This is a genomic window from Streptomyces sp. NPDC002734, from assembly GCF_040295685.1.
Classification (GTDB): domain Bacteria; phylum Actinomycetota; class Actinomycetes; order Streptomycetales; family Streptomycetaceae; genus Streptomyces.
The window spans coordinates 1-19,162 of the sequence record NZ_JBEOVU010000035.1; the positions used below are offsets into that span (position 1 = coordinate 1).

Below are 19,162 nucleotides of genomic sequence, written 5' to 3' on the forward strand. Positions count from 1 at the left end.
CCGTCGCGGAGGCGGTGGAAGCCGTGGAAGCCGTGGAAGGCGCGGGAGCCGCGGAGGCAGTCGATTCGTCCATGACCATCCGTGCTGCCAGGGCAGTGAATCCGCGGCTCACCAGCCCCGCACACCCCCCGGACGGCGCTGCACGGCGCGCCGGGGGGACCCCGGCGTGCCTAGCGTGGCACCACGTAACGGGTCCGACACACCGGAGGTCAGCATGGCCCTGCGCCGTTCCCTGTCCCGCGTCGCCACGGGCGCCGCCGCCATCGCCCTGCTCTGCGCCGGGGTCGCGCCCGCCGTCGCCGGGCAGAGCCACCCCACCCCGCCGGAGGAGCGGTTCTACCAGGGCGTCGTCACCGCCCGCGGCGGGCTCCAGCTGCACACCTCACCCACCCGTGGCAGCGAGGTGATCGGCTTCGCCCCCCAGGGCGCGGTGGTCGACATCTTCTGCAAGACGCCCGGCGAGACCGTCGACGGCAACCCGCTGTGGTACCTGCTCGCCGACGGAACCTGGGCCTGGGGCCCCGCCCGCTACATCGACAACATCGGTCCCGCGCCCCGTTGGTGCGGCCCGACGCACTGACATAACGGGACATCACGGCCCACGCTTGCTACGTTCCGACCCATGACCACCCAGGCCACGCGGGACTGGAAGGCGGCCGGCCCCCCGTCCGCCACGGCGGCGCCCGTCAGCCGCCGGGGCGCGGAGCTCGCCCTGATCGTCCTCGCCGTGTTCCTCTCCGTGTGCGGCTACTGCGCCGTCGGCCTGGCCCGCACCGGTCACGTCCCGCCCGACGCCGTCCGTCACGGCGCCGGGCTCGGGGCGCTGGCCCTGGCCGCGCACGTGGTGGTGCGGCTGCGGGCGCCCCACGCGGACCCACTGCCGCTGCCCATCGCGGTGCTGCTCAACGGCCTGGGCCTGGTGCTGATCCACCGCCTCGACCTGGAGACCCCCGGTGAGCGGGCCGCGCCCGCGCAGCTGGTGTGGTCGACGTTGGGGGTCGGGCTGTTCATCGCCGTGGTGTGGCTGCTGCGCGATCACCGCACGCTGCGGCCCGCCGCCCGGGCCTGCGGGATCGCCGCGACGGTGCTGCTGGTGCTCCCGGTGTTCTTCCCCGCGGTCAACGGCGCCCGGATCTGGATCCGGATGGCCGGCTTCTCGCTGCAGCCGGCCGAGTTCGCCAAGGTGCTGCTGGTGGTGTTCTTCGCCGGGCACCTGGCCACGCACCGCGAGGCGCTCGCCGGGACCGGACGACGGGCGTGGGGGCCGGTGGTGGCGATCTGGCTGCTGAGCGTCGGCATCCTGGTCCTGGAACGGGACCTGGGGACGTCGCTGCTCTTCTTCGCCCTGTTCGTGATCCTCCTCTACGTGGCCACCGGCCGCCTCGGCTGGATCGCGCTGGGGCTGGTGCTGCTGTCGGCCGCCGCGACGGCCGTGGCGCGGATGGAACCGCATGTGCGCGGGCGGATGGCCGACTGGCTGGACCCGTTCGCCTCCGTCGAGGCGGGGCTGGGCGCCGGACAGCTCGCCCAGTCCCTCTTCGCCTTCGCGGCGGGCGGGCTGTTCGGGGAAGGGCTGGGCCAGGGGCAGTCGGTGCTGATCGGCTTCGCCGCCAAGTCGGACTTCATCCTGGCCACGGCGGGCGAGGAGCTCGGCCTGGCCGGGCTGAGCGCCGTCATCGTGCTGTACGCGCTGCTGGTCGAACGGGGCTACCGGGCCGCCCTGTCGACGCCGGACCGGTTCGGGCGGCTGCTGGCGGTGGGGCTCGCCTCACTGGTCGCCGTCCAGGTGTTCGTGATCGCGGGCGGCGTGACCGGGCTCATCCCGCTCACCGGGATGGCGATGCCCTTCCTCGCGCAGGGCGGGTCCTCGGTGGTCACCAACTGGGTGATCGTCGCCCTGCTGATCCGCCTCGGCGACGCGGCTGCCCGGCACGAGGCGGACGACGCGGAGGAGGCCGAGGAGGCGGGCGACATGGGGAACGCGGGTACTGCGGAGGCCGCGGGCACCACGAGGAGCACGGGCGACGCGGAGGACGCGGGCGCCACGGGGCACGCCCCCGCGGCCTCGGCCTCGGCCGCCGAAGGCCGGCGCGCGCCGTGACCCGGACCGTGCGCCACGCCGGGCTGTTCTGCCTGCTGCTGCTCGCCGCGCTGCTGGTGAACGCGACGCGGGTGCAACTGTTCGAGGGCGGGGCGTACGAGCACAACCCGGCCAACCGGCGGGCCGACATCGACCGCTACCACCACCCGCGCGGCGACATCCTGGTCGGCGACCGCCCGGTGACCGGCTCGGTCGACACCGGAGGGCGGCTGCGGCACGAACGCACCTACGCCGACGGCCCGTTGTACGCCCCCGTCACCGGCTTCGCCTCGCAGGCGTACGGCACCACCCTGCTGGAGCACGCCGAGGACGACGTCCTCACCGGCCGCCACCCCCTGCTCTCCGCGCTCCCGCTGCTGGGCGGCCCGGCCGACAGCGGGGGCGACGTGCTCACCACCGTGCAGCCACAGGCGCAGCGGGCCGCGTTCGACGGGCTGGGCGGCCGCAAGGGCGCGGTGGTGGCGCTGGAGCCGGCCACCGGGCGGATCCTGGCGATGGTCTCCACCCCCTCCTACGACCCGGCCGACCTGTCCGGCAACGGGCCGTCGTCGGCGCGGGCCTGGCGCCGGCTGCTGGCGGACCCGGACCAGCCGATGCTCAACCGGGCGGTGCGGCAGACCTATCCCCCTGGCTCCACCTTCAAGGTGGTCACCGCGGCGGCCGCGCTCGAGGCCAGGGTGGTGCGGGACCTGGACCAGCGGGTGGGCGAGCCCGGCCCGTACCGGCTGCCGGGCACGGACACCGAGCTGGCCGACGAACGGGCCGAGTGCGGCGGCGCCACCCTGCGGCAGGCCTTCGAGTGGTCCTGCAACACGGTCTTCGCGCGGCTCGGCGTCCGGGTGGGCGCGGAGCGGATGGCACGCACGGCGCGGGCGTTCGGATTCAACGACGACGGGCTGCGGATCCCGTTCGGTGTGGCCCGCTCCACCTTCGACCCGCGGGTCGACCCGGCGCAGCTGGCGCTGTCCTCGATCGGGCAGTACAACACCCGGGCCACGCCGCTGCAGATGGCGCGGGTCGCGGCGGTGGTGGCCGGGGGCGGGATGACGCGCACCCCCTATCTGGTGGAGCGGACCACCACCGGCCGGGGCACGACGATCGGCCGGGCCGGCCCGCGGGGCCTGCGGCAGGTGGTGCGGCCGGCGACGGCGCGGCTGCTGCGGGAGCTGATGACGGGGGTCGTCACCGACGGCACGGGTGGCCAGGCGGCGATCCCGGGCGCGGTGGTGGGCGGCAAGACGGGGACCGCGCAGCACGGGGTGGGGAACGCGGGGACGCCGTACGCGTGGTTCGTGTCCTGGGCGCGGGCGGAGCGGGAACTGGAACCGCGGGTCGCGGTGGCGGTGGTCGTCGAGGACGCGGCGGCTGACCGGGGCGACATCACCGGGGGCGACGTCGCGGCGCCCGTCGCCCGCGCGGTGATGCGGGCGGCCCTCGCCGCACCCTGACCCCAACCGCACTGCCACCGGGTCGAGTTGGGCCCCCCTCGGTCGCGTGGACATTTGGTGACCGGTGCCGTTCGGGGGATTGACGCGCTTGCTGACGCGCAGTCTCATAAGGGGTGTACCCGACGGTAACACTCGCACGACGAGGTGGAGAGCCATGACGACCGTGACGGACGCCGACACGCTCGCCGGACTGCGCGACGCGCTGGGTCTGCTCAAGGACCGCGAGCAGGTGGCCAAGCGGCTGCTCGACTCGTCGGCGAAGCACTCGTTCGACCCGGACAAGGAGCTGGACTGGGACGCGCCCTTCGAGGAGGGCAAGTGGTTCTGGCCGCCCGAGCTGGTGTCGCTGTACGGCACCCCGCTGTGGAAGCGGATGAGTGAGGAGCAGCGCATCGAGCTCTCCAAGCACGAGGCGGCCGCCCTGTGCTCGCTGGGCATCTGGTTCGAGATCATCCTGATGCAGCTGCTCTGCCGGCACATCTACGACAAGAATCCGACCAGCAACCACGTCCGGTACGCCCTCACCGAGATCGAGGACGAGTGCCGGCACTCGAAGATGTTCGCCCGGTTCATCCAGCGGTCCGGCTGCCCGGAGTACCCGGTCAGCCCCGTGCACCAGAACCTGGGCCGGCTCTTCAAGACCGTCTCCACCACCCCGGGGTCCTTCACGGCCACCCTCCTGGGCGAGGAGATCCTCGACTGGATGCAGCGGCTGACCTTCCCGGACGAGCGGGTCCAGACCCTCACCCGCGGCGTCACCCGGATCCACGTGGTGGAGGAGGCGCGCCACGTCCGGTACGCCCGTGAGGAGCTGCGCCGCCAGATGGTGACCGCGCCGCGCTGGTCGCGGGAGTTCACCCGGGTCACCTCGGGCGAGTTCGCGCGGGTCTTCTCGGTCGCCTTCGTCAACCCGGAGGTGTACACCAACGTCGGCCTCGACAAGCGGCAGGCGATGGAGGAGGTCAGGAACAGCGGCCACCGCCGGGACGTGATGCAGACCGGTGCGAAGAAGCTGACCGACTTCCTGGACGACATCGGCGTGCTGCGCGGCGTGGGCCGCAAGCTCTGGCAGACCTCCGGCCTGCTCGCCTGAGCCGCCGCGGGGTCGGCGACCCTGCGGTGGCGGCCCTGCCCGGTGCTCCGCTCCCCACCCGCGACACTGGTGGGGTGAAGACTGAAGAGACGCCCTTCGAGGGCGGCCCGCTGGACGGCAGGACGCTGCCCGTCCTGCTGGGCGCGACCGGGCAGCCGCCCAGGTACTACAAGGTCCCGGTGCCCGACCCGGACGGCGGGCGGCCCACCGTCCTGGTGTACCGGCGCGAGCCGCGCGGGCACGGCCGCCGGCTGGGGCTGCCGGTCGGCTGGAAGTTCGTCTTCGTACCCGACGCGACCGGCGACGAGGGCCGCCCCCGATGGCCCTGGTCCCGTCGTCCCCCGAAGCGGCCGGACGGGCCCGGTTCCACCGACGGGTGACCTCGTTGCGCCGCCCGCCGACCTCCGGCGCGCGGACGGTGACGGGCGCACCCATCCTGCCGGTGCGGAGCGGAAGTCCCGCCCCGTGTCGGAGGTGACGTCATGTCAGCACGCCCGTCGCGCGGGCGCGTTCCCCGCCTGCTGTGTGCCGCCGCGGTCGCGGCCGGCGCCCTGACCCCGGTGGCCCCGGCCGCCGCCGAGGACGATCCGGCGCCGCCCTCCGCGGCCCGGCAGCGGCCGGTCGCCGTGCTCCTCGCCGATCTGCGCACCCTGCACCGGCAGGCCGGGCAGGCGGCCGAGGAGTACCAGGACGCCGGCGTGCTGCTGCGCGGGCAGCGGGCGCGGGTGGCCCGGCTGGACGCCGAGCTGGCCCGTGCCCGGCTCTCCCTCGACGACAGCCGCGCGGCGGCCGGGGCGTTCGCACGGGCGCAGTACCGGAACACGGCGGGCGCCCTCTCGCCCTACCTGCGGGTGCTGTTCGCCCGCGACCCGCAGACGGCGGTGGAGGAGGGCAGGCTGGTCGCCCGCGCCTCGGACGCGCACGCGCGCGCGGTGGGACGGCTCACCGGCGGCGAGCACCGGGTGCGTGACCTGGCCCGGCGGGCACGTGCCGCGCTGGACCGGCAGCTGGTGCTGGCCGCGCAGCGGAAGAGGGCCGACCAGCGGGTCCGCGACAAGCTGGGCCGTATCGAGAAGCTGCTCGCCGCGCTGACGCCCGCGCAGCTGAAGGCGCTGGCCGCCTACGAGCGGCGCGCGGGGGCCGGCCGCAGTTGAGGCCCTCCGGAAACGCGCCGCCGCCCGGCACGGGGCCGGGCGGCGGTCAGGTCGTGGTGCGGCGAGGGCGGACCCGGGCGTCAGCCGCTGACGGAGGCCAGGTAGGCGCCCGTCTTCTCCGGGTCGAACCAGAAGTTGTCGAAGTCCGCCGGGTCGTTGAAACCGTTGGCGATCCGGTCGGCCACCGGCTGGAGCTGCCCGGCGGCGCCGATCAGGTTGAGGACGTGCTCCGGCGGCGGGGTCAGCATGGCGTTGGTCCACTTGGTGACGTGCTGGGCGGTGTCCCAGTAGCGGTCGAAGGTGGCCTGCATCCACTCCTCGTCGAACGGCTTGTCGCCGTGCTCGACGATGGACGCCAGGTAGGCCGCGGCGCACTTGGAGGCGGAGTTGGAGCCCTGGCCGGTGATGGGGTCGTTGGCCACCACCACGTCGGCGACGCCGAGCACCGCGCCGCCGCCGGGCAGCCGGCCGATGGGGTTGCGCACCGTCGGGGCGTAGCGGCCGGAGAGGGTGCCGCCCGCGTCGGTGAGCTCCACGTTGGTGGCCCGCGCGTACTCCCACGGCGTGAAGCGCTCCATCAGCTCCAGGGTGAGCGCGAGGTGCTCGGAGGGGTCCTTGACGCCCTGGAAGACGTCCAGCGGACCGCCGGGGACGCCCTCCCAGAAGAGGATGTCGGCGCGTCCGGAGAGGGTGTACGTCGGCATGATGAACAGCTCGCCGACGCCCGGCACCAGGTTGCAGCGGACCGCGTCGAACTCCGGGTGCTCCGGGCGCGGGCCCATGCCGTGGACGTACGACACGGCGAGCGCGCGCTGCGGCTCGGTGAACGGGGAGCGGGAGGCGTCCCGCTGGAACATGGAGACGAGCTCGCCCTTGCCGGCCGAGACCAGCACCAGGTCGTAGGTGCGGGAGAAGTACTCCAGGTCGGAGACGGCGGCGCCGTGGATGACGAGCTGGCCGCCGCGCTGGGCGAAGGTCTCCATCCAGCCGGCCATCTTGACCCGCTGGTCGACGGACTGGGCGTGGCCGTCCAGCTTGCCGACCCAGTCGATGAGGCGCTGCGACTCGGGGCCGGCGACCGACACGCCCAGACCCTCGATCCGGGGCGCCTGGGACTCCCAGATGTTCAGCTGGAGGTCGCGCTCGTGCTGGAGGGCGGTGTGGAACATGCACTGCGTCGACATGACGCGGCCGGAGCGGATCTCGTCCGCCGTCCGGTTGGACATCAGGGTGACCTCGTAGCCGTGCTGCTGAAGGCCGAGGGCGAGCTGGAGACCGGACTGGCCGGCTCCGACGACGAGTATCTTCCGCATGCGGGATGTCTCCTACTCGGGACGCTGGGGGACGCGCCCGGGTGCTCGGGTGTGACGGACAGGCCTCTTCGTTAGGGCCTGTTCGGGCAGGACCTGTTCGGACGGGCCTATTCGGGGAGCGCCTCGAGGGCGTGGCCGACCAGGGCCAGCAGGGTCTCGATCACCGCGATCCGGCTGCGGGCGTCGATGACCATGACCGGTACGGCCGAGGGTATGGACAGCGCCTCCCGGACGTCCTCCGGTTCGAAGCGCTCGCTGCCCTCGAAGTGGTTGACGGCCACCACGTACGGCAGACCGCAGCTCTCGAAGTAGTCGAGGGCCGGCCAGCTGTCCTTGAGGCGGCGGGTGTCCGCCAGCACGACGGCGCCGACCGCGCCCCGGGCCAGGTCGTCCCACATGAACCAGAACCGCTGCTGGCCGGGGGTGCCGAACAGGTAGAGGACCAGGTCGTCGTCGAGGGTGATCCGGCCGAAGTCCATCGCCACGGTGGTCGTGGTCTTGCCGGGCGTGGCGGTGATGTCGTCGGTGCCGGCACTGGCCTCCGTCATCAGGGCCTCGGTCTCCAGAGGCTGGATCTCCGAGACCGTGCCGACCAGCGTGGTCTTGCCGACGCCGAAGCCGCCGGCCACCAGGATCTTGGTGGCCACCGGCGCCCGGTTGCGGTCGGTCTGCCACGGCCGGAGGACCTCCTCCTCGGCGTCGGCCACGGCGGCCGGCACGGCCTCGGGGACGCCGGCGTTCCTGGCGTCAGAGACGGCGAAGGCCATGGAGCACCCTTTCGAGCAGTGCGCGGTCGGGACGGCCGGTGGGGTGCCCGGTCCCGTACACGCGGATCTTTCCCTGGTCCGCGAGGTCGCTCAGCAGTACGCGGACGACGCCCAGCGGCATCTTGAGCAGTGCGGCGATCTCCGCCACCGTGCGCATGCGGCGGCAGAGTTCGACGATGGCCCGCATCTCCGGCATCACCCGGCCGACGAGGGAGCCGTTCGGCAGCTCCTTGCGCTCCGGGGGCGCGTCCAGCGCCGCCACGAAGGTCTCCACCAGCAGCACGTGGCCGAAGCGGGTCCGGCCGCCGGTGAGCGAGTAGGGCCGCACGCGGGCGGGTTTGCGGTCCCCGCCGCGCACCGGGAGTTTCGAGGCGCTCATCGTCCGCTCCTCACGTCGCCGGCCTTCCGTTCCATCGAGTCACGGAGCTCGTCGCGCAGTTCGGGGGTCAGCACGTGTCCGGCACGGCCCACGAAGAGCGCCATGTGGTACGCGATCACGCTCATGTCGCAGTCCGGCGCGGCGTGCGCGCCGAGCAGGGAGCCGTCGCTGATCGCCATGACGAAGAGGCTGCCCTCCTCCATGGCGATCATGGTCTGGCGGACGCCGCCGAACTCCAGCAGCTTGCAGGCGCCGACGGTCAGGCTGCCGATGCCGGACACCACGGTGGCCAGGTCGGCGGCCGAGCCGCGCGGGCCGGTGGGGGCGTCCTTCTTCTCCTTCGGGGCGTGGTCGGCCAGGTCGGAGGAGAGCAGGAGCAGTCCGTCGGAGGAGACGACCGCCACCGACAGGAGCCCGGGCACCTCCTCGACGAGGTTGGTCAACAGCCAGTGCAGGTTGCGAGCCTCACTGCTCAGTCCGACGGTGCTGGGCGCGGTCAACTGCTTGCCTCCTCGACGGTTCCCCCCATGGCCTGCTCGGATGCGTTCCCCTGACGAGGGCCCGGCGCGCCGGTGGCGTCGCCTCGTCCCTCCCCCTGCGGTCCGGGCGCCCCCTGCGCACCCGGTCCGCCCGTCGACCCCGCCAGCTCCGCCTCGACGTCGCGGCGGCCGGCCCGGGATCCCGTGTGGAACCCGCCCAGCCTGCGCCGCAGCGCGTCGGCGTCCACCGCGCCCGTGCGCGGGCGCGGGGCAGGGGCGGACACCACCTTGGGCGTGCGCTTGGGCAGGCCCTTGTCGGTCACCGGCTCGGCCTCGGCCTCGTCGGCGACGCGCTCGTGCCGCTCGGGGCCGATGGCGTACGGGTCCGTCGCCCCCTGCCCGTCCGCGTCGGCGTCCGCGCCGTCGCCCTGACCGGCGCCGTGGTCGGTGGCGTGGTCGGAGCGGTGGCCGGCGGTGGAGTCGGTGCGCCGGTCGGCGGCGTGGTCGGCGGCGTGACCCGCGGCGATGCGTTCGGCGTCCTCGCCGGACATCTGGGCGGGCAGCCGGAAGGTCGCCGTCTCCTCGGCCACGGCCTCGTGCCGGTCCCCACCGGCCCGGGCCGCGTCGGCCACCTCGTCGTCGTCCGCGACGGTCCCGGCCGCCTCGTCGTCGTCGTCCGCGGCGGTCCCGGTCGCCTCGGCGGCGGTGTCCTCACCGGCGTCCGTGGCGGCGGGGGTACGCGCCTCCGGCGGGAGGGCGGCCCCCGCCGGCGTGGCCGTGCCCGAGGTGGTGGCCGTGGGCCCGGCCACGGAGGCGCGGGCCGCCTCGGCGGCGGCCTCGGCCGCGCCGATGGCCTTCTCGGCCGCGGCGATCACCGGGTCCTTCGCCTGCTCGACGACGGGCGCCGTCACGCCGGGCGCGTCGCCGTCGCCCGAGACGGTCCCCGCCTGCGGCCGGGGCGTCGGAGCGGGACCCGCCTCCACCGCCTCGGCGGCGAGCAGGTCCTCCCCCGCGGCCGGCTCCGCGCCGCACGGCAGGGCCGCCTTCGCCTCGGTGCGGCCGCGCAGCACGTTGGAGTTGGCCTCCGCGTCGGCGCCCGGCAGCGAGGTCGGAGCCCCCTGCCGGCCGACCGGAGCGGTGGTGACCGGAGCGGCGGCCGGGGCCGCCGCCAGCAGCGACGTGGGCAGCACCGCGACCGCGGTGACCCCGCCCTGCTTCTGCTCCCGCAGCCGCACCCGCACCCCGTGCCGGTGCGCGAGGCGGGACACGACGTAGAGGCCGAGGCCCAGGCCGTCGTCGCCGTCCGGGGCGTGCGGCTGTTCGGGGTCGAAGTCGGCCAGGCGGCTGTTGAGGCGCTCCAGGCGCTCCTCGGTGACGCCGATGCCCTCGTCCTGCACGGAGAGCATCACCTCACCGCTCTCCAGCAGCCACCCGGAGACCTCCACCGGCAGCTCCGGCGGCGAGAACGCGGTGGCGTTCTCCAGCAGCTCGGCCAGCAGGTGGCTGAGGTCGTCGGCGGCGAAGCCCGCCAGGTGCGCGGCCGGCGGCAGCGCGCCGATCCGCACGCGCTCGTACCGCTCGATCTCGCTGACCGCGGCCCGCACCACGTCGACCAGCGGGACCGGCCCGGCGTGCTGCTGTCCGTGCTCGACGCCCGCCAGCACCAGCAGGTTCTCGCTGTGGCGGCGCATCACGGTGGCGAAGTGGTCCACCTTGAAGAGCGTGGACAGACCCTCGGGGTCCTCCTCGCGGGCCTCCAGGCCCTCGATGACGGTGAGCTGACGCTCGACCAGCCCGAGGATGCGCAGCGCCAGGCTGACGTACGGGCCCTCGGTCGAGTTCTGCGACCGGTCCAGCTCCTCCTGCGCGGACTTCAGCTCGGCGCGCAGCTCCTCGCGCGCGTCGGCCATCCGCTGCCGCTCGCCGATCAGGTGCTTGCGGTCGGCCTCCAGCGTGCTGATCCGCTCCTGGAGGGCCAGCGCGTGAGCGTGCAGGGTGTTGACGGAGCGCACGACCTGGGCGAACTCGTCCTTGCGGCCGGTGAACCGGATGGGCTCCTCGTCCTCCGGCTTGTCCGCGAGACGCGCCGAGCCGAGGCGCAGCACGGCCAGCGGCCTGGTCAGCGAGCGGGCCAGCCCGGTGGCGATGCCGATCGCGAGCAGCAGCAGCGCGACCAGCGCGGCGATGCGGATCTCCAGCTCGGTGACGTCGTCGGCGCGCAGCTCCTCCAGGGCCTTGACCCGGCTCTCGTAGAGCGAGGACTCGGCGCCGCGCATCAGGTCGAGGCGGGCGGACAGCGCGGCGGAGAGCTTCTTCGGGTCGGTGGCCAGTTCCTTGTCGTTCAGTACCGGCCGGTCCGTGAGGGTCCGCAGGTACTTGCCCGCGGTCTCGGACTCCCGGCCGGTGACCGTGGAGTCGAAGGCGTCCGCCGCCTCCTCGGGGGCGTTGGCGCGGAACTCGGCCAGCGCGGCGTCGGAACGGACCCGGGCCTGCTGGGCTGCCGAGGTCAGCGCGTCGCGCCGGGAGGCGTCGGCCGGGGTGGACACCCGGGAGGTGGAGGTGGTGCCGGTGACCGGGTCGTAGACGGGGGTGGAGGTGCTCGGCACCGCCAGCGCGGCCAGCAGCAGACCGCGGGCGGCCGCCGCCTGCTGGACGGCGGTGTCCAGGTCGGCCAGCGCGTGCGCGCCCGCCCCGGCGCGCGGCGGCATGCGGTCGGCCAGCTCGCCGGCCAGGCGGTGCAGTTCCGCGATGGCCCTGGAGTACGCCTCGTGCGCCTCGAGAGCGCTGCTCTTGCCGGAGAGCGCCGCTCTGCGGACGCTCGCGATCTCGTCGAGGTCGGCCCGGAGCGCGGCAGGGAGGTCCGCGTCCTCGCGCAGATCCTCTATCTCCCGGTCCACCCGGGCGCCGCGCTGCTCGGAGGGCGCCCGCGACTCGGGGCGTCCCCCCGCGATGTACGGGGTGACCTCGTCCCGCTCGTCGGCGAGGGCGTGGGCGAGGGTCAGCGCGTCCTGGGTCTGCCGGGTGAGCGTGACCAGGTCCTTGCTCTCGTCCAGCCGCCCCGCGGAGGAGAGGAGGGAGGGGGCGCCGGCTCCCGCGACCGCGGCGGCCACCACGGCCACCGCGACGATGAGCCGGTTGCGTACATGCGTGGGCCGGCCCCGGCCCACCTCGCCGCCGGCCGGGGCGGACGCGCCCGGGGTGCCGGTGGGGGTGGGCGAGTTCTCCGTGCCCTCGCGGGAGGCCTTCTTCTTGCCCGTACGCCGAGGCCGCGTCTTCTGCACCGGTGCTCGCATTCCTGACTCGTGTACCCAAGGCCCGGGTGACCTGCCGTCAACTGGGGCGACACTCACCCGGTACGGTTCCGGTTTTCGGTGTCCGACCCTCCCAGTGCCGGTGGGCGGTGACCGGTCATCAACCGCCCCGCCACCCGAAGGAGTGAACATCGGAGGGTAGTTGAGGGGCAAGTTCCAGCCCCCCACCCGCAGGGTCGTCCGGACGGGTGTCCGGAGCCCCAGGTGGACGACCGACACGGACTTTGGCAGGATTCGCCGCCACGCCTTCACAATCGCACCGCAATCCCCACCAACCGGGCAGCGACGCGGAGTTCCGCCGGGTGACGGTGGAGGTGCTGGTGCTCCCCCTGTCCCGGAAGCCGCCTGCGGGGCGTGCGGGTGCAGACTGGGCGGATGCGCACCGAACTTGCCTCCGAGCCCTCCGAACTCGGCTTTCCCAACGAGGACTTCGTCTCCGTCGGACTGCCCGCCTCCGGTCTCGGCGGCGTGGTGGTGGTGCTCGACGGGGTCACTCCCCCACGGGGTGAGACCGGCTGTGCGCACTCCGTACCGTGGTTCACCGCCCGGCTCGGCGGGGCACTGACCGAACTGTCCCTTTCCCGGCGGGATCTCACGCTGCCCGAGGTGCTGGCCTCGGCCGTCGCGCGTACGGCCGCGGCCCACGCGGACCGCTGTGACCTTTCTCACCCGCGCACGCCGCAAGCCACGGTGGCCCTCGCCCGCTGGGACGCCGGGACGCTGGAACACCTGGTGCTGGCCGACTCGGTGCTGCTGGTGGAGCGCTCGGGGGGAGACGGTGAAGGCCCTGCGGTGACCGCCCTGACCGACGACCGGCTCGCCCGGATCCCCCGGGAGCGGCTGCGGTCGGCGGCGGTGGTCGACGCGACGCTGCGGAACAAGGAGGGCGGCTTCTGGACCGCGGCGGCGGACCCCTCGGTCGCGGAACGCGCCGTCACGGGTTCCGCGCCGCGGGAGGGGGTGCGGTCCCTGACCGCGCTCACCGACGGGGCGACGCGGTGGGTCGAGGTCTTCGGCCGCGGCGGCTGGGCCGACGTCGTCTCCCTCCTCCACGCCCGGGGGGCGGCGGCACTCGTCGCGGAGGTCCGCGAACTGGAACGCGCCGACGCACAGGACCGCCGCCTGCTGGGCCCCTCCAAGACCCACGACGACGCCACGGTCGCCCACATCGTCTTCTGACCCCCGGGCCACCCCCCGGCGGGAGGCTTCGCCTCACCCCGCTGGGGGCAATCGTGCCGCTGGGGCGGCACGGGTGGGCCCAGCCAGCACGTACGCACCCGACCCCACGCCCGCAAGGGCCAAGTCGCGGTCACCGCCGCAGGCAGCGCGTACGCACGCGACCTCACGCCCCGCGAGGCCCAGGCGCGGTCAGCGCGCCGCAGGCGGCCCCGTACCGCCCCCGCCGCCCCCGCGTTGCAGCCGCCCCCCGCCGGGGCGAGCATGGCGAAAGGTAGCCCCGCCGCCGGAAGGACCCCGCGTGCGCAGACGCAGAGCCGCCGCCGCCGTGACCGCGGCCGCCGCCCTCACCGCCCCCCTGCTCCTCGCGGCCTCCCCCGCGCCGGACCCCGGAGGCCCCGGCGGCCCCGGGGAACCCAAGGACCCCGCGGCCGCCGCGAACGCCCTCGCCGCCCGCCTCGTGCGCGCCGCCGACGCGAGGGACGCGCACACCCACCTCGGCGCGTTCCAACGCATCGCCGACGCCCACGGCGGCAACCGCGCCGCCGGCACCCCCGGCGGCGAGGCCACCGCCGCGTACCTCCGCAAGGCCCTCCAGCGGGCCGGCTACCGCGTCACCACCGTCCCGTTCACCTTCACCTACGCCGAGGCCCTCGCCGAGAAGCTGGGCGTCACCACCCCCGGAACGCCCCCGCGGGACGTCGACGTGGCGCTGATGACGTACACCGTCTCCACCCCCGAGGGCGGCCTCACCGCCCCCCTCACCGCGCCGGCCCCCAAGACCGGGGGCGACGGGACCGCGGACGCGACCCCCGGCTGCGAACCGTCCGACTACGCCCCGCACGACGTCAAGGGCAAGGTCGTGCTGATCCCCCGCGGCGCCTGCTCGTTCGCCGAGAAGCAGAAGGCCGCCGCCACCGCCGGCGCCGTCGCCGCGCTGATCGTGAACAACGCGGACGGCCCGCTGCGCGGCACCCTCGGCGACCCCTCCGCCGCCGTGATCCCCACCGGCGGCGTCACCCGCGAGGACGGCGCGGCCCTCGCCGCCGCGGCCGCGAAGGCGGGGACCACCGTCACCCTCGACCTGCGCGAGCGCCGCGAGCAGCGCACCGCCCACAACGTGATCGCCGAGACCCGCGGCGGCGACCCGTCCCGCACGGTGATGGCCGGCGCCCACCTGGATTCGGTCGTCGAGGGCCCCGGCGTCAACGACAACGGCTCCGGCTCCGCGGGCCTCCTGGAGGTGGCCCTCGAACTCGCGCGGGCCGAGCGCCGCCCGGCCGACCGGGTGCGTTTCGCCTGGTGGGACGCCGAGGAGTTCGGCCTGCTCGGCTCCACGGACTACGTCTCCAAGCTGTCGCCCGAAGAACGCGAGCAGATCCGGCTGTACCTGAACTTCGACATGATCGCCTCGCCCAACGCCGCCCAGTTCGTCTACGACGGCGACGACTCGGACGGCGCCGGCGAGGGCCCCGGCCCCGCCGGCTCCGCCCAGCTGGAGCGCGGGATCAACGATTTCCTCGACCGTCGCGGCCTGCGCCACCTCGGCGCGGACTTCGACGGCCGGTCGGACTACGGCCCGTTCATCGAGGCGGGCATCCCCGCCGGGGGGACGTTCACCGGCGCGGAGGGCGTGAAGACCGAGGAGATGGCCGCCCTCTTCGGCGGCACGGCGGGCAAGCCCTTCGACCCCTGCTACCACCAGGCGTGCGACGACCTCGACAACGTCTCGATGAAGGCTTTCGACGTCAACATCGACGTCATCGCCCACGCCGTCGGCTCCTACGCCCACGACCTGTCGCCCCTGACCGCGCCCGTCCCGGCGGCCGCCCCGGCGCCCGCCGGGACCACGGCGACCACCGGCCGCCCCGTCGAGGGCCCCCACCCGGGACACACGGGCGTCACCCGCTGACCGGGCGCGTCGCCCGCCGCCCGCAGGCGTCACCCGCTGCCCGCGAGCCGGTGCCGAACGCCGGCACCGGCCCCGGCACCGGCCCGGGCCCGGGCCCGACGACGTCAGCCCAGCGCCAGCGCCTGCACCCGGTCGTACGCCCCGTTGAACCGGTTGTGGTCACCGACGATCGGCCCCGTCGAGGTGTACTGCCACATCGTGTAGTACGACCATCCGGCCGGCAGCGTCCCCACCGCGGTGGCGTACCGCGCGACCCACAGCGGGTTGGTCGCGCCGAAGCCGCTGTTGTTGCCGGTGCACTCGGTCCACCAGCTCGTGGCGGTGTAGATCACCGCGTCCCGCCCGGTGCGCGCCTTGTAGGTGTTCACGAAGTCCCGGATCCAGGCCACCATCTGGCTCTGCGTCTTGCCGTAGCAGGACGCCCCGTACGGGTTCCACTCGATGTCCAGCACGCCCGGCAGGGTCCTGCCGTCGCGGGACCAGCCGCCCCCGTTGTCGACGAAGTAGTTGGCCTGCGTGGCGCCCGACGTGGTGTCCGGGGTGGCGAAGTGGTACGTCCCGCGGATCATCCCGATGTTGTACGAGCCGTTGTACTGCTGCGTGAAGGAGGTGTTCTTGTAGTACGTCCCCTCGGTGGCCTTCACGTAGGCCCACTTCACGCCGCTGTTCCACAGCGAGCCCCAGTCCACGTTGCCCTGGTGGCCCGAGACGTCGACGCCCTCGGTCTGGACGGCGTCCGCCCGGCCGCCTGAGGGGTCGCCCTGCTGCCCGTCGTGGGAGAGGACGCCCATGCCCAGATGGGCGGTGCCGCGGGCCGGGTACTTGGTCCTGCCGTCGCCGGCGGCGTGGGCGGGGGTGACGGTGAGCGCGGCGAGGGCCGCGAGAAGCACGCCGGCGAGTACGGCGCGCGCGGGTCTGAGCACGGACATGCGAACCTCCGGTGGGGGAACGGGAGACCTGCCGCTTGGCGCGGACATGTCAGTGATGCCACGTCGAAGCTACGCCCGTAGACGTCCCCAGGAAAGGGGGCCTCCCTCCGCTCCGCGCCCGCGGATCAGCCGTTCGCCGATATCCGGCCACCGCCCTTGGCAGGATGGACGGCATGTCCACCACGCACGCCCCCGCACCGGACGGGGAGAACGAGACCTCTGACCAGACACCGGTCGTCGTGGACCGCCGCACCGGGCCCCACGGCGAGGTCGTGCTGCGCCGTCACGGCGCGCTGCTGCAGATCATCGCGAACGGCTGCTTCCTGATGGACACCTCGGACGGACGCTCCGAGCGCCTCCTGGTCGACGCGGCCGCCCGCGGACTCGACGGGACGGGAGCCCGCGGGTCGCGACGTCTGCTGATCGGCGGGCTGGGCGTCGGATTTTCGCTCGCACACGCCACCGCGGACACCCGCTGGGACCGGATCACGGTGATCGAGCGGGAGCCGGCGGTGATCGACTGGCACCGCTCCGGGCCGCTGCGGCACCTCACCGCGGACGCCCTCGCGGACCCCCGGACGGAGATCGTCGAGGCGGATCTGATTCGTTATCTGGATGTGACTTCCCACACGTGGGACGCACTCTGCCTCGACATCGACAACGGCCCCGGATGGACCGTCGACGAGGGCAACGACAGCCTCTACTCACCGGCCGGACTCGCGGCCTGCGCACGGGTTTTGCGGCCCGACGGGGTGCTGGCGGTCTGGTCGGCGCAGCCCTCCCCGGAATTCGAAGGTACCTTGCGGAATGCCGGGTTCCGGCAGGTGCGTACCGATGAGGTCGCGGTTGCCCGGGGAGTTCCGGACGTGGTGCACCTGGCTCTGCGGCCCGGGATGGCTCTTGCCGGGTGAATCCGCATACGCTGCCCCTTGGCGCCGATCATCGGTGCCAGGACCGCAGGCACGGGAATCACCCCACGGATTCCGGAAAGCACACCAGGGGCGGGCGATGGAGCAGACACACACCTCGCACAGCGGAAGCACGGCGACCTCACAGAGCGGAAGCACGGCGACCCAGGGCGCTCAGCGCAGAGTCCTGGTGGTCGAGGACGACCCGACGATCGTCGACGCCATCGCGGCCCGTCTGCGCGCCGAGGGATTCCTGGTGCAAACGGCGGGCGACGGACCGGCCGCGGTGGACACCGCGGAGGCCTGGCAGCCGGACCTCCTGATCCTCGACATCATGCTGCCCGGCTTCGACGGCCTGGAGGTCTGCCGCCGCGTGCAGGCCCAGCGCCCGGTGCCGGTGCTGATGCTCACGGCGCGCGACGACGAGACGGACATGCTGGTGGGTCTCGGCGTCGGCGCCGACGACTACATGACCAAGCCGTTCTCCATGCGGGAGCTGGCGGCGCGCGTCCACGTGCTGCTGCGCCGCATGGAGCGCGCCGCCCTGGCCGCCGCCACGCCGCGTTCCGGCGTGCTGCGCCTGGGCGAACTGGAGATCGACCACGCCCAGCGCCGGGTGCGGGTCCGCTCCGAGGACGTCCACCTGACGCCCACCGAGTTCGACCTTCTGGTGTGCCTGGCCAACACCCCGCGGGCGGTGCTCTCCCGGGAGCAGCTGCTCGCCGAGGTGTGGGACTGGGCGGACGCGTCCGGCACCCGGACCGTCGACAGTCACATCAAGGCGCTGCGCCGGAAGATCGGCGCGGAGCGCATCCGTACGGTGCACGGCGTGGGCTACGCCCTGGAGACGCCGACGCCATGACCAGCGACCCGGTGGCCGGGCGACCGACGGGCCGGCGCAGACCCCACGGGCCGCCCTGCTCCCGGCGGGCGGCCATGCGGCCGTTCTCGATCAAGACCAAGCTGTGCGTCCTGGTCGTGGCCTCGGTGCTGATCACCACGGGCTTCCTGCTGATAGCGGTGCGGACGGCCACCGAGCTCCGGTTCGTCATGGTGTTCTCGATGATCGCGACGCTGCTGATCACCCAGTTCGTGGCGCAGTCGCTGACCGCGCCGCTGGACGCCATGACCGGCGTCGCCCGCGCCATCGCGCACGGCGACTACGGCCGACGGGTGTCCGAGGGCCGGCGTGACGAGCTGGGCGACCTGTCCCGGGCCATCAACCGGATGGCCGACGAGCTGGACGCGCAGGACCGCCAGCGCAAGGAGCTTGTGGCAAACGTCTCGCACGAGCTGCGCACCCCGATCGCCGGCCTGCGGGCGGTGCTGGAGAACGTGGTGGACGGCGTCTGCGAGGCGGACCCGGAGACCATGCGGACCGCGCTGCGGCAGACCGAGCGGCTGGGGCGCCTGGTGGACACCCTGCTCGACCTCTCCCGGCTGGACAACGGCGTGGTGCCGCTCAAGGCCCGCACCTTCGAGGTCTGGCCGTACCTCTCCGGGATCATCAAGGAGGCCGGGATGGTCGCCGCGGCCCGCCCCGGCCTCGCCTCCGGCTCCGGCACCCACACCCGCAGCGACGTCCACCTGCACCTGGACGTGCAGCCCACGCACCTGAGCGCGCACGCCGACTCCGAGCGGCTGCACCAGGTGCTCGCCAACCTCATCGACAACGCGATGAAGCACAGCCCGCCGCGCGGCCGGGTGACCGTACGGGCCCGCCCCGGCCCGTATCCGGGCTCGCTGACGCTGGAGGTCCAGGACGAGGGTCCGGGCATCCCCCGCGCCGAGTGGCACCGCGTCTTCGAACGTTTCAACCGGGGCTCGGCCGCCCCTTCGCACGGCCCGGGCAGCGACGGCGGCACCGGACTGGGCCTCGCGATCGCCCGCTGGGCCGTGGAACTGCACGGCGGACGCATCAGGGTGGCCGAATCCGAGCGCGGGTGTCGCATGCTCGTCACCCTTCCGGGAAACATCCCGGAAGAGGGTTGACGTAAAGTTCGGACCAAGACCCCTTCAAGATCCATCGGCGTTCGCGCCGGTGGGGGCGTGTCAGCACGTGGAAGGGGGGAACAGGCTCGTGCGGAGGCCGTGCGCGGCTTCCGCCGTCGCACCCGTACACACCTGTTTCATAGGGGAACCCCGGTTGTTTCCCGCCATTTCCGCCGCCGAAACACGCTCGCGGATGTGAT

The 19,162-nt window shown here is 73.9% G+C and carries 17 protein-coding genes; 11 read left to right on the plus strand and 6 right to left on the minus strand.

Annotated features, from left to right (window positions below; genetic code table 11):
• Nucleotides 1–214 precede the first annotated feature (214 nt).
• From ABT026_RS26110 to ABT026_RS26135, 6 genes are all read left to right on the plus strand, one after another.
• Nucleotides 215–580 carry an SH3 domain-containing protein gene (locus ABT026_RS26110; protein ID WP_351117589.1) on the plus strand — a complete coding sequence of 122 codons (366 nt, stop codon included), beginning with the start codon at nt 215–217 and terminating at the stop codon, nt 578–580.
• A 42-nt stretch (nt 581–622) separates the two neighbouring features.
• Nucleotides 623–2,101: an FtsW/RodA/SpoVE family cell cycle protein gene (locus ABT026_RS26115; RefSeq protein ID WP_351117590.1), complete on the plus strand. Its 1,479-nt coding sequence runs from the start codon at nt 623–625 to the stop codon at nt 2,099–2,101.
• The gene (locus ABT026_RS26120) at nt 2,098–3,549 is read left to right on the plus strand and encodes a penicillin-binding transpeptidase domain-containing protein (protein ID WP_351117591.1); all 1,452 of its coding nucleotides are present in this window, start codon (nt 2,098–2,100) and stop codon (nt 3,547–3,549) included. The genes ABT026_RS26115 and ABT026_RS26120 overlap by 4 nt, the downstream gene beginning before the upstream one ends.
• A gap of 154 nt (nt 3,550–3,703) precedes the next feature.
• Complete coding sequence (locus ABT026_RS26125; RefSeq protein WP_351117592.1) at nt 3,704–4,642, plus strand: AurF N-oxygenase family protein; 939 nt, start codon at nt 3,704–3,706, stop codon at nt 4,640–4,642.
• A gap of 74 nt (nt 4,643–4,716) precedes the next feature.
• Nucleotides 4,717–5,022 (plus strand): DUF8847 domain-containing protein, encoded by a 306-nt coding sequence (locus tag ABT026_RS26130; RefSeq protein ID WP_351117593.1) that lies wholly within the window; start codon nt 4,717–4,719, stop codon nt 5,020–5,022.
• Between the two features lie 102 nt (nt 5,023–5,124).
• Nucleotides 5,125–5,796, plus strand: coding sequence for a hypothetical protein (locus ABT026_RS26135; RefSeq protein WP_351117594.1), 672 nt, complete (start codon nt 5,125–5,127; stop codon nt 5,794–5,796).
• An 80-nt stretch (nt 5,797–5,876) separates the two neighbouring features.
• Here ABT026_RS26135 and ABT026_RS26140 read toward each other — a convergent pair whose 3' ends face one another.
• The 5 genes from ABT026_RS26140 to ABT026_RS26160 form a co-directional block, all read right to left on the minus strand.
• Entirely contained in the window at nt 5,877–7,109 is a 1,233-nt protein-coding gene (locus tag ABT026_RS26140) for a styrene monooxygenase/indole monooxygenase family protein (protein WP_351117595.1), read from the minus strand.
• A gap of 107 nt (nt 7,110–7,216) precedes the next feature.
• Entirely contained in the window at nt 7,217–7,876 is a 660-nt protein-coding gene (locus tag ABT026_RS26145; RefSeq protein ID WP_351117596.1) for a GTP-binding protein, read from the minus strand.
• Nucleotides 7,857–8,255, minus strand: a complete 399-nt coding sequence (locus tag ABT026_RS26150) for a DUF742 domain-containing protein (RefSeq protein WP_351117597.1) — start codon at nt 8,253–8,255, stop codon at nt 7,857–7,859. The genes ABT026_RS26145 and ABT026_RS26150 overlap by 20 nt, the downstream gene beginning before the upstream one ends.
• Complete coding sequence (locus ABT026_RS26155) at nt 8,252–8,755, minus strand: roadblock/LC7 domain-containing protein (RefSeq protein WP_351117598.1); 504 nt, start codon at nt 8,753–8,755, stop codon at nt 8,252–8,254. The genes ABT026_RS26150 and ABT026_RS26155 overlap by 4 nt, the downstream gene beginning before the upstream one ends.
• A complete protein-coding gene (locus tag ABT026_RS26160) occupies nt 8,752–12,015 on the minus strand; it encodes a sensor histidine kinase (RefSeq protein ID WP_351117599.1) in 3,264 nt (1,087 codons plus the stop codon). The genes ABT026_RS26155 and ABT026_RS26160 overlap by 4 nt, the downstream gene beginning before the upstream one ends.
• Nucleotides 12,016–12,420: 405 nt before the next feature.
• Between ABT026_RS26160 and ABT026_RS26165 the strand changes: the two genes are divergently transcribed.
• Together ABT026_RS26165 and ABT026_RS26170 are read left to right on the plus strand one after the other, a co-directional pair.
• The gene (locus ABT026_RS26165) at nt 12,421–13,224 is read left to right on the plus strand and encodes a hypothetical protein (RefSeq protein ID WP_351117600.1); all 804 of its coding nucleotides are present in this window, start codon (nt 12,421–12,423) and stop codon (nt 13,222–13,224) included.
• A gap of 298 nt (nt 13,225–13,522) precedes the next feature.
• Complete coding sequence (locus ABT026_RS26170; protein WP_351117601.1) at nt 13,523–15,133, plus strand: M28 family metallopeptidase; 1,611 nt, start codon at nt 13,523–13,525, stop codon at nt 15,131–15,133.
• Nucleotides 15,134–15,237: 104 nt separating this feature from the next.
• Here ABT026_RS26170 and ABT026_RS26175 read toward each other — a convergent pair whose 3' ends face one another.
• A complete protein-coding gene (locus tag ABT026_RS26175) occupies nt 15,238–16,062 on the minus strand; it encodes a lysozyme (RefSeq protein WP_351117602.1) in 825 nt (274 codons plus the stop codon).
• A gap of 173 nt (nt 16,063–16,235) precedes the next feature.
• On the opposite strand from ABT026_RS26175, the gene ABT026_RS26180 reads away from it, so the two are divergent.
• From ABT026_RS26180 to ABT026_RS26190, 3 genes are all read left to right on the plus strand, one after another.
• Nucleotides 16,236–16,973, plus strand: coding sequence for a spermidine synthase family protein (locus ABT026_RS26180; protein ID WP_351117603.1), 738 nt, complete (start codon nt 16,236–16,238; stop codon nt 16,971–16,973).
• A gap of 97 nt (nt 16,974–17,070) precedes the next feature.
• Nucleotides 17,071–17,832 (plus strand): response regulator transcription factor, encoded by a 762-nt coding sequence (locus ABT026_RS26185; RefSeq protein ID WP_351117604.1) that lies wholly within the window; start codon nt 17,071–17,073, stop codon nt 17,830–17,832.
• Between the two features lie 74 nt (nt 17,833–17,906).
• Nucleotides 17,907–18,962: a sensor histidine kinase gene (locus ABT026_RS26190; RefSeq protein ID WP_351117662.1), complete on the plus strand. Its 1,056-nt coding sequence runs from the start codon at nt 17,907–17,909 to the stop codon at nt 18,960–18,962.
• The last annotated feature ends 200 nt before the right edge of the window (nt 18,963–19,162 follow it).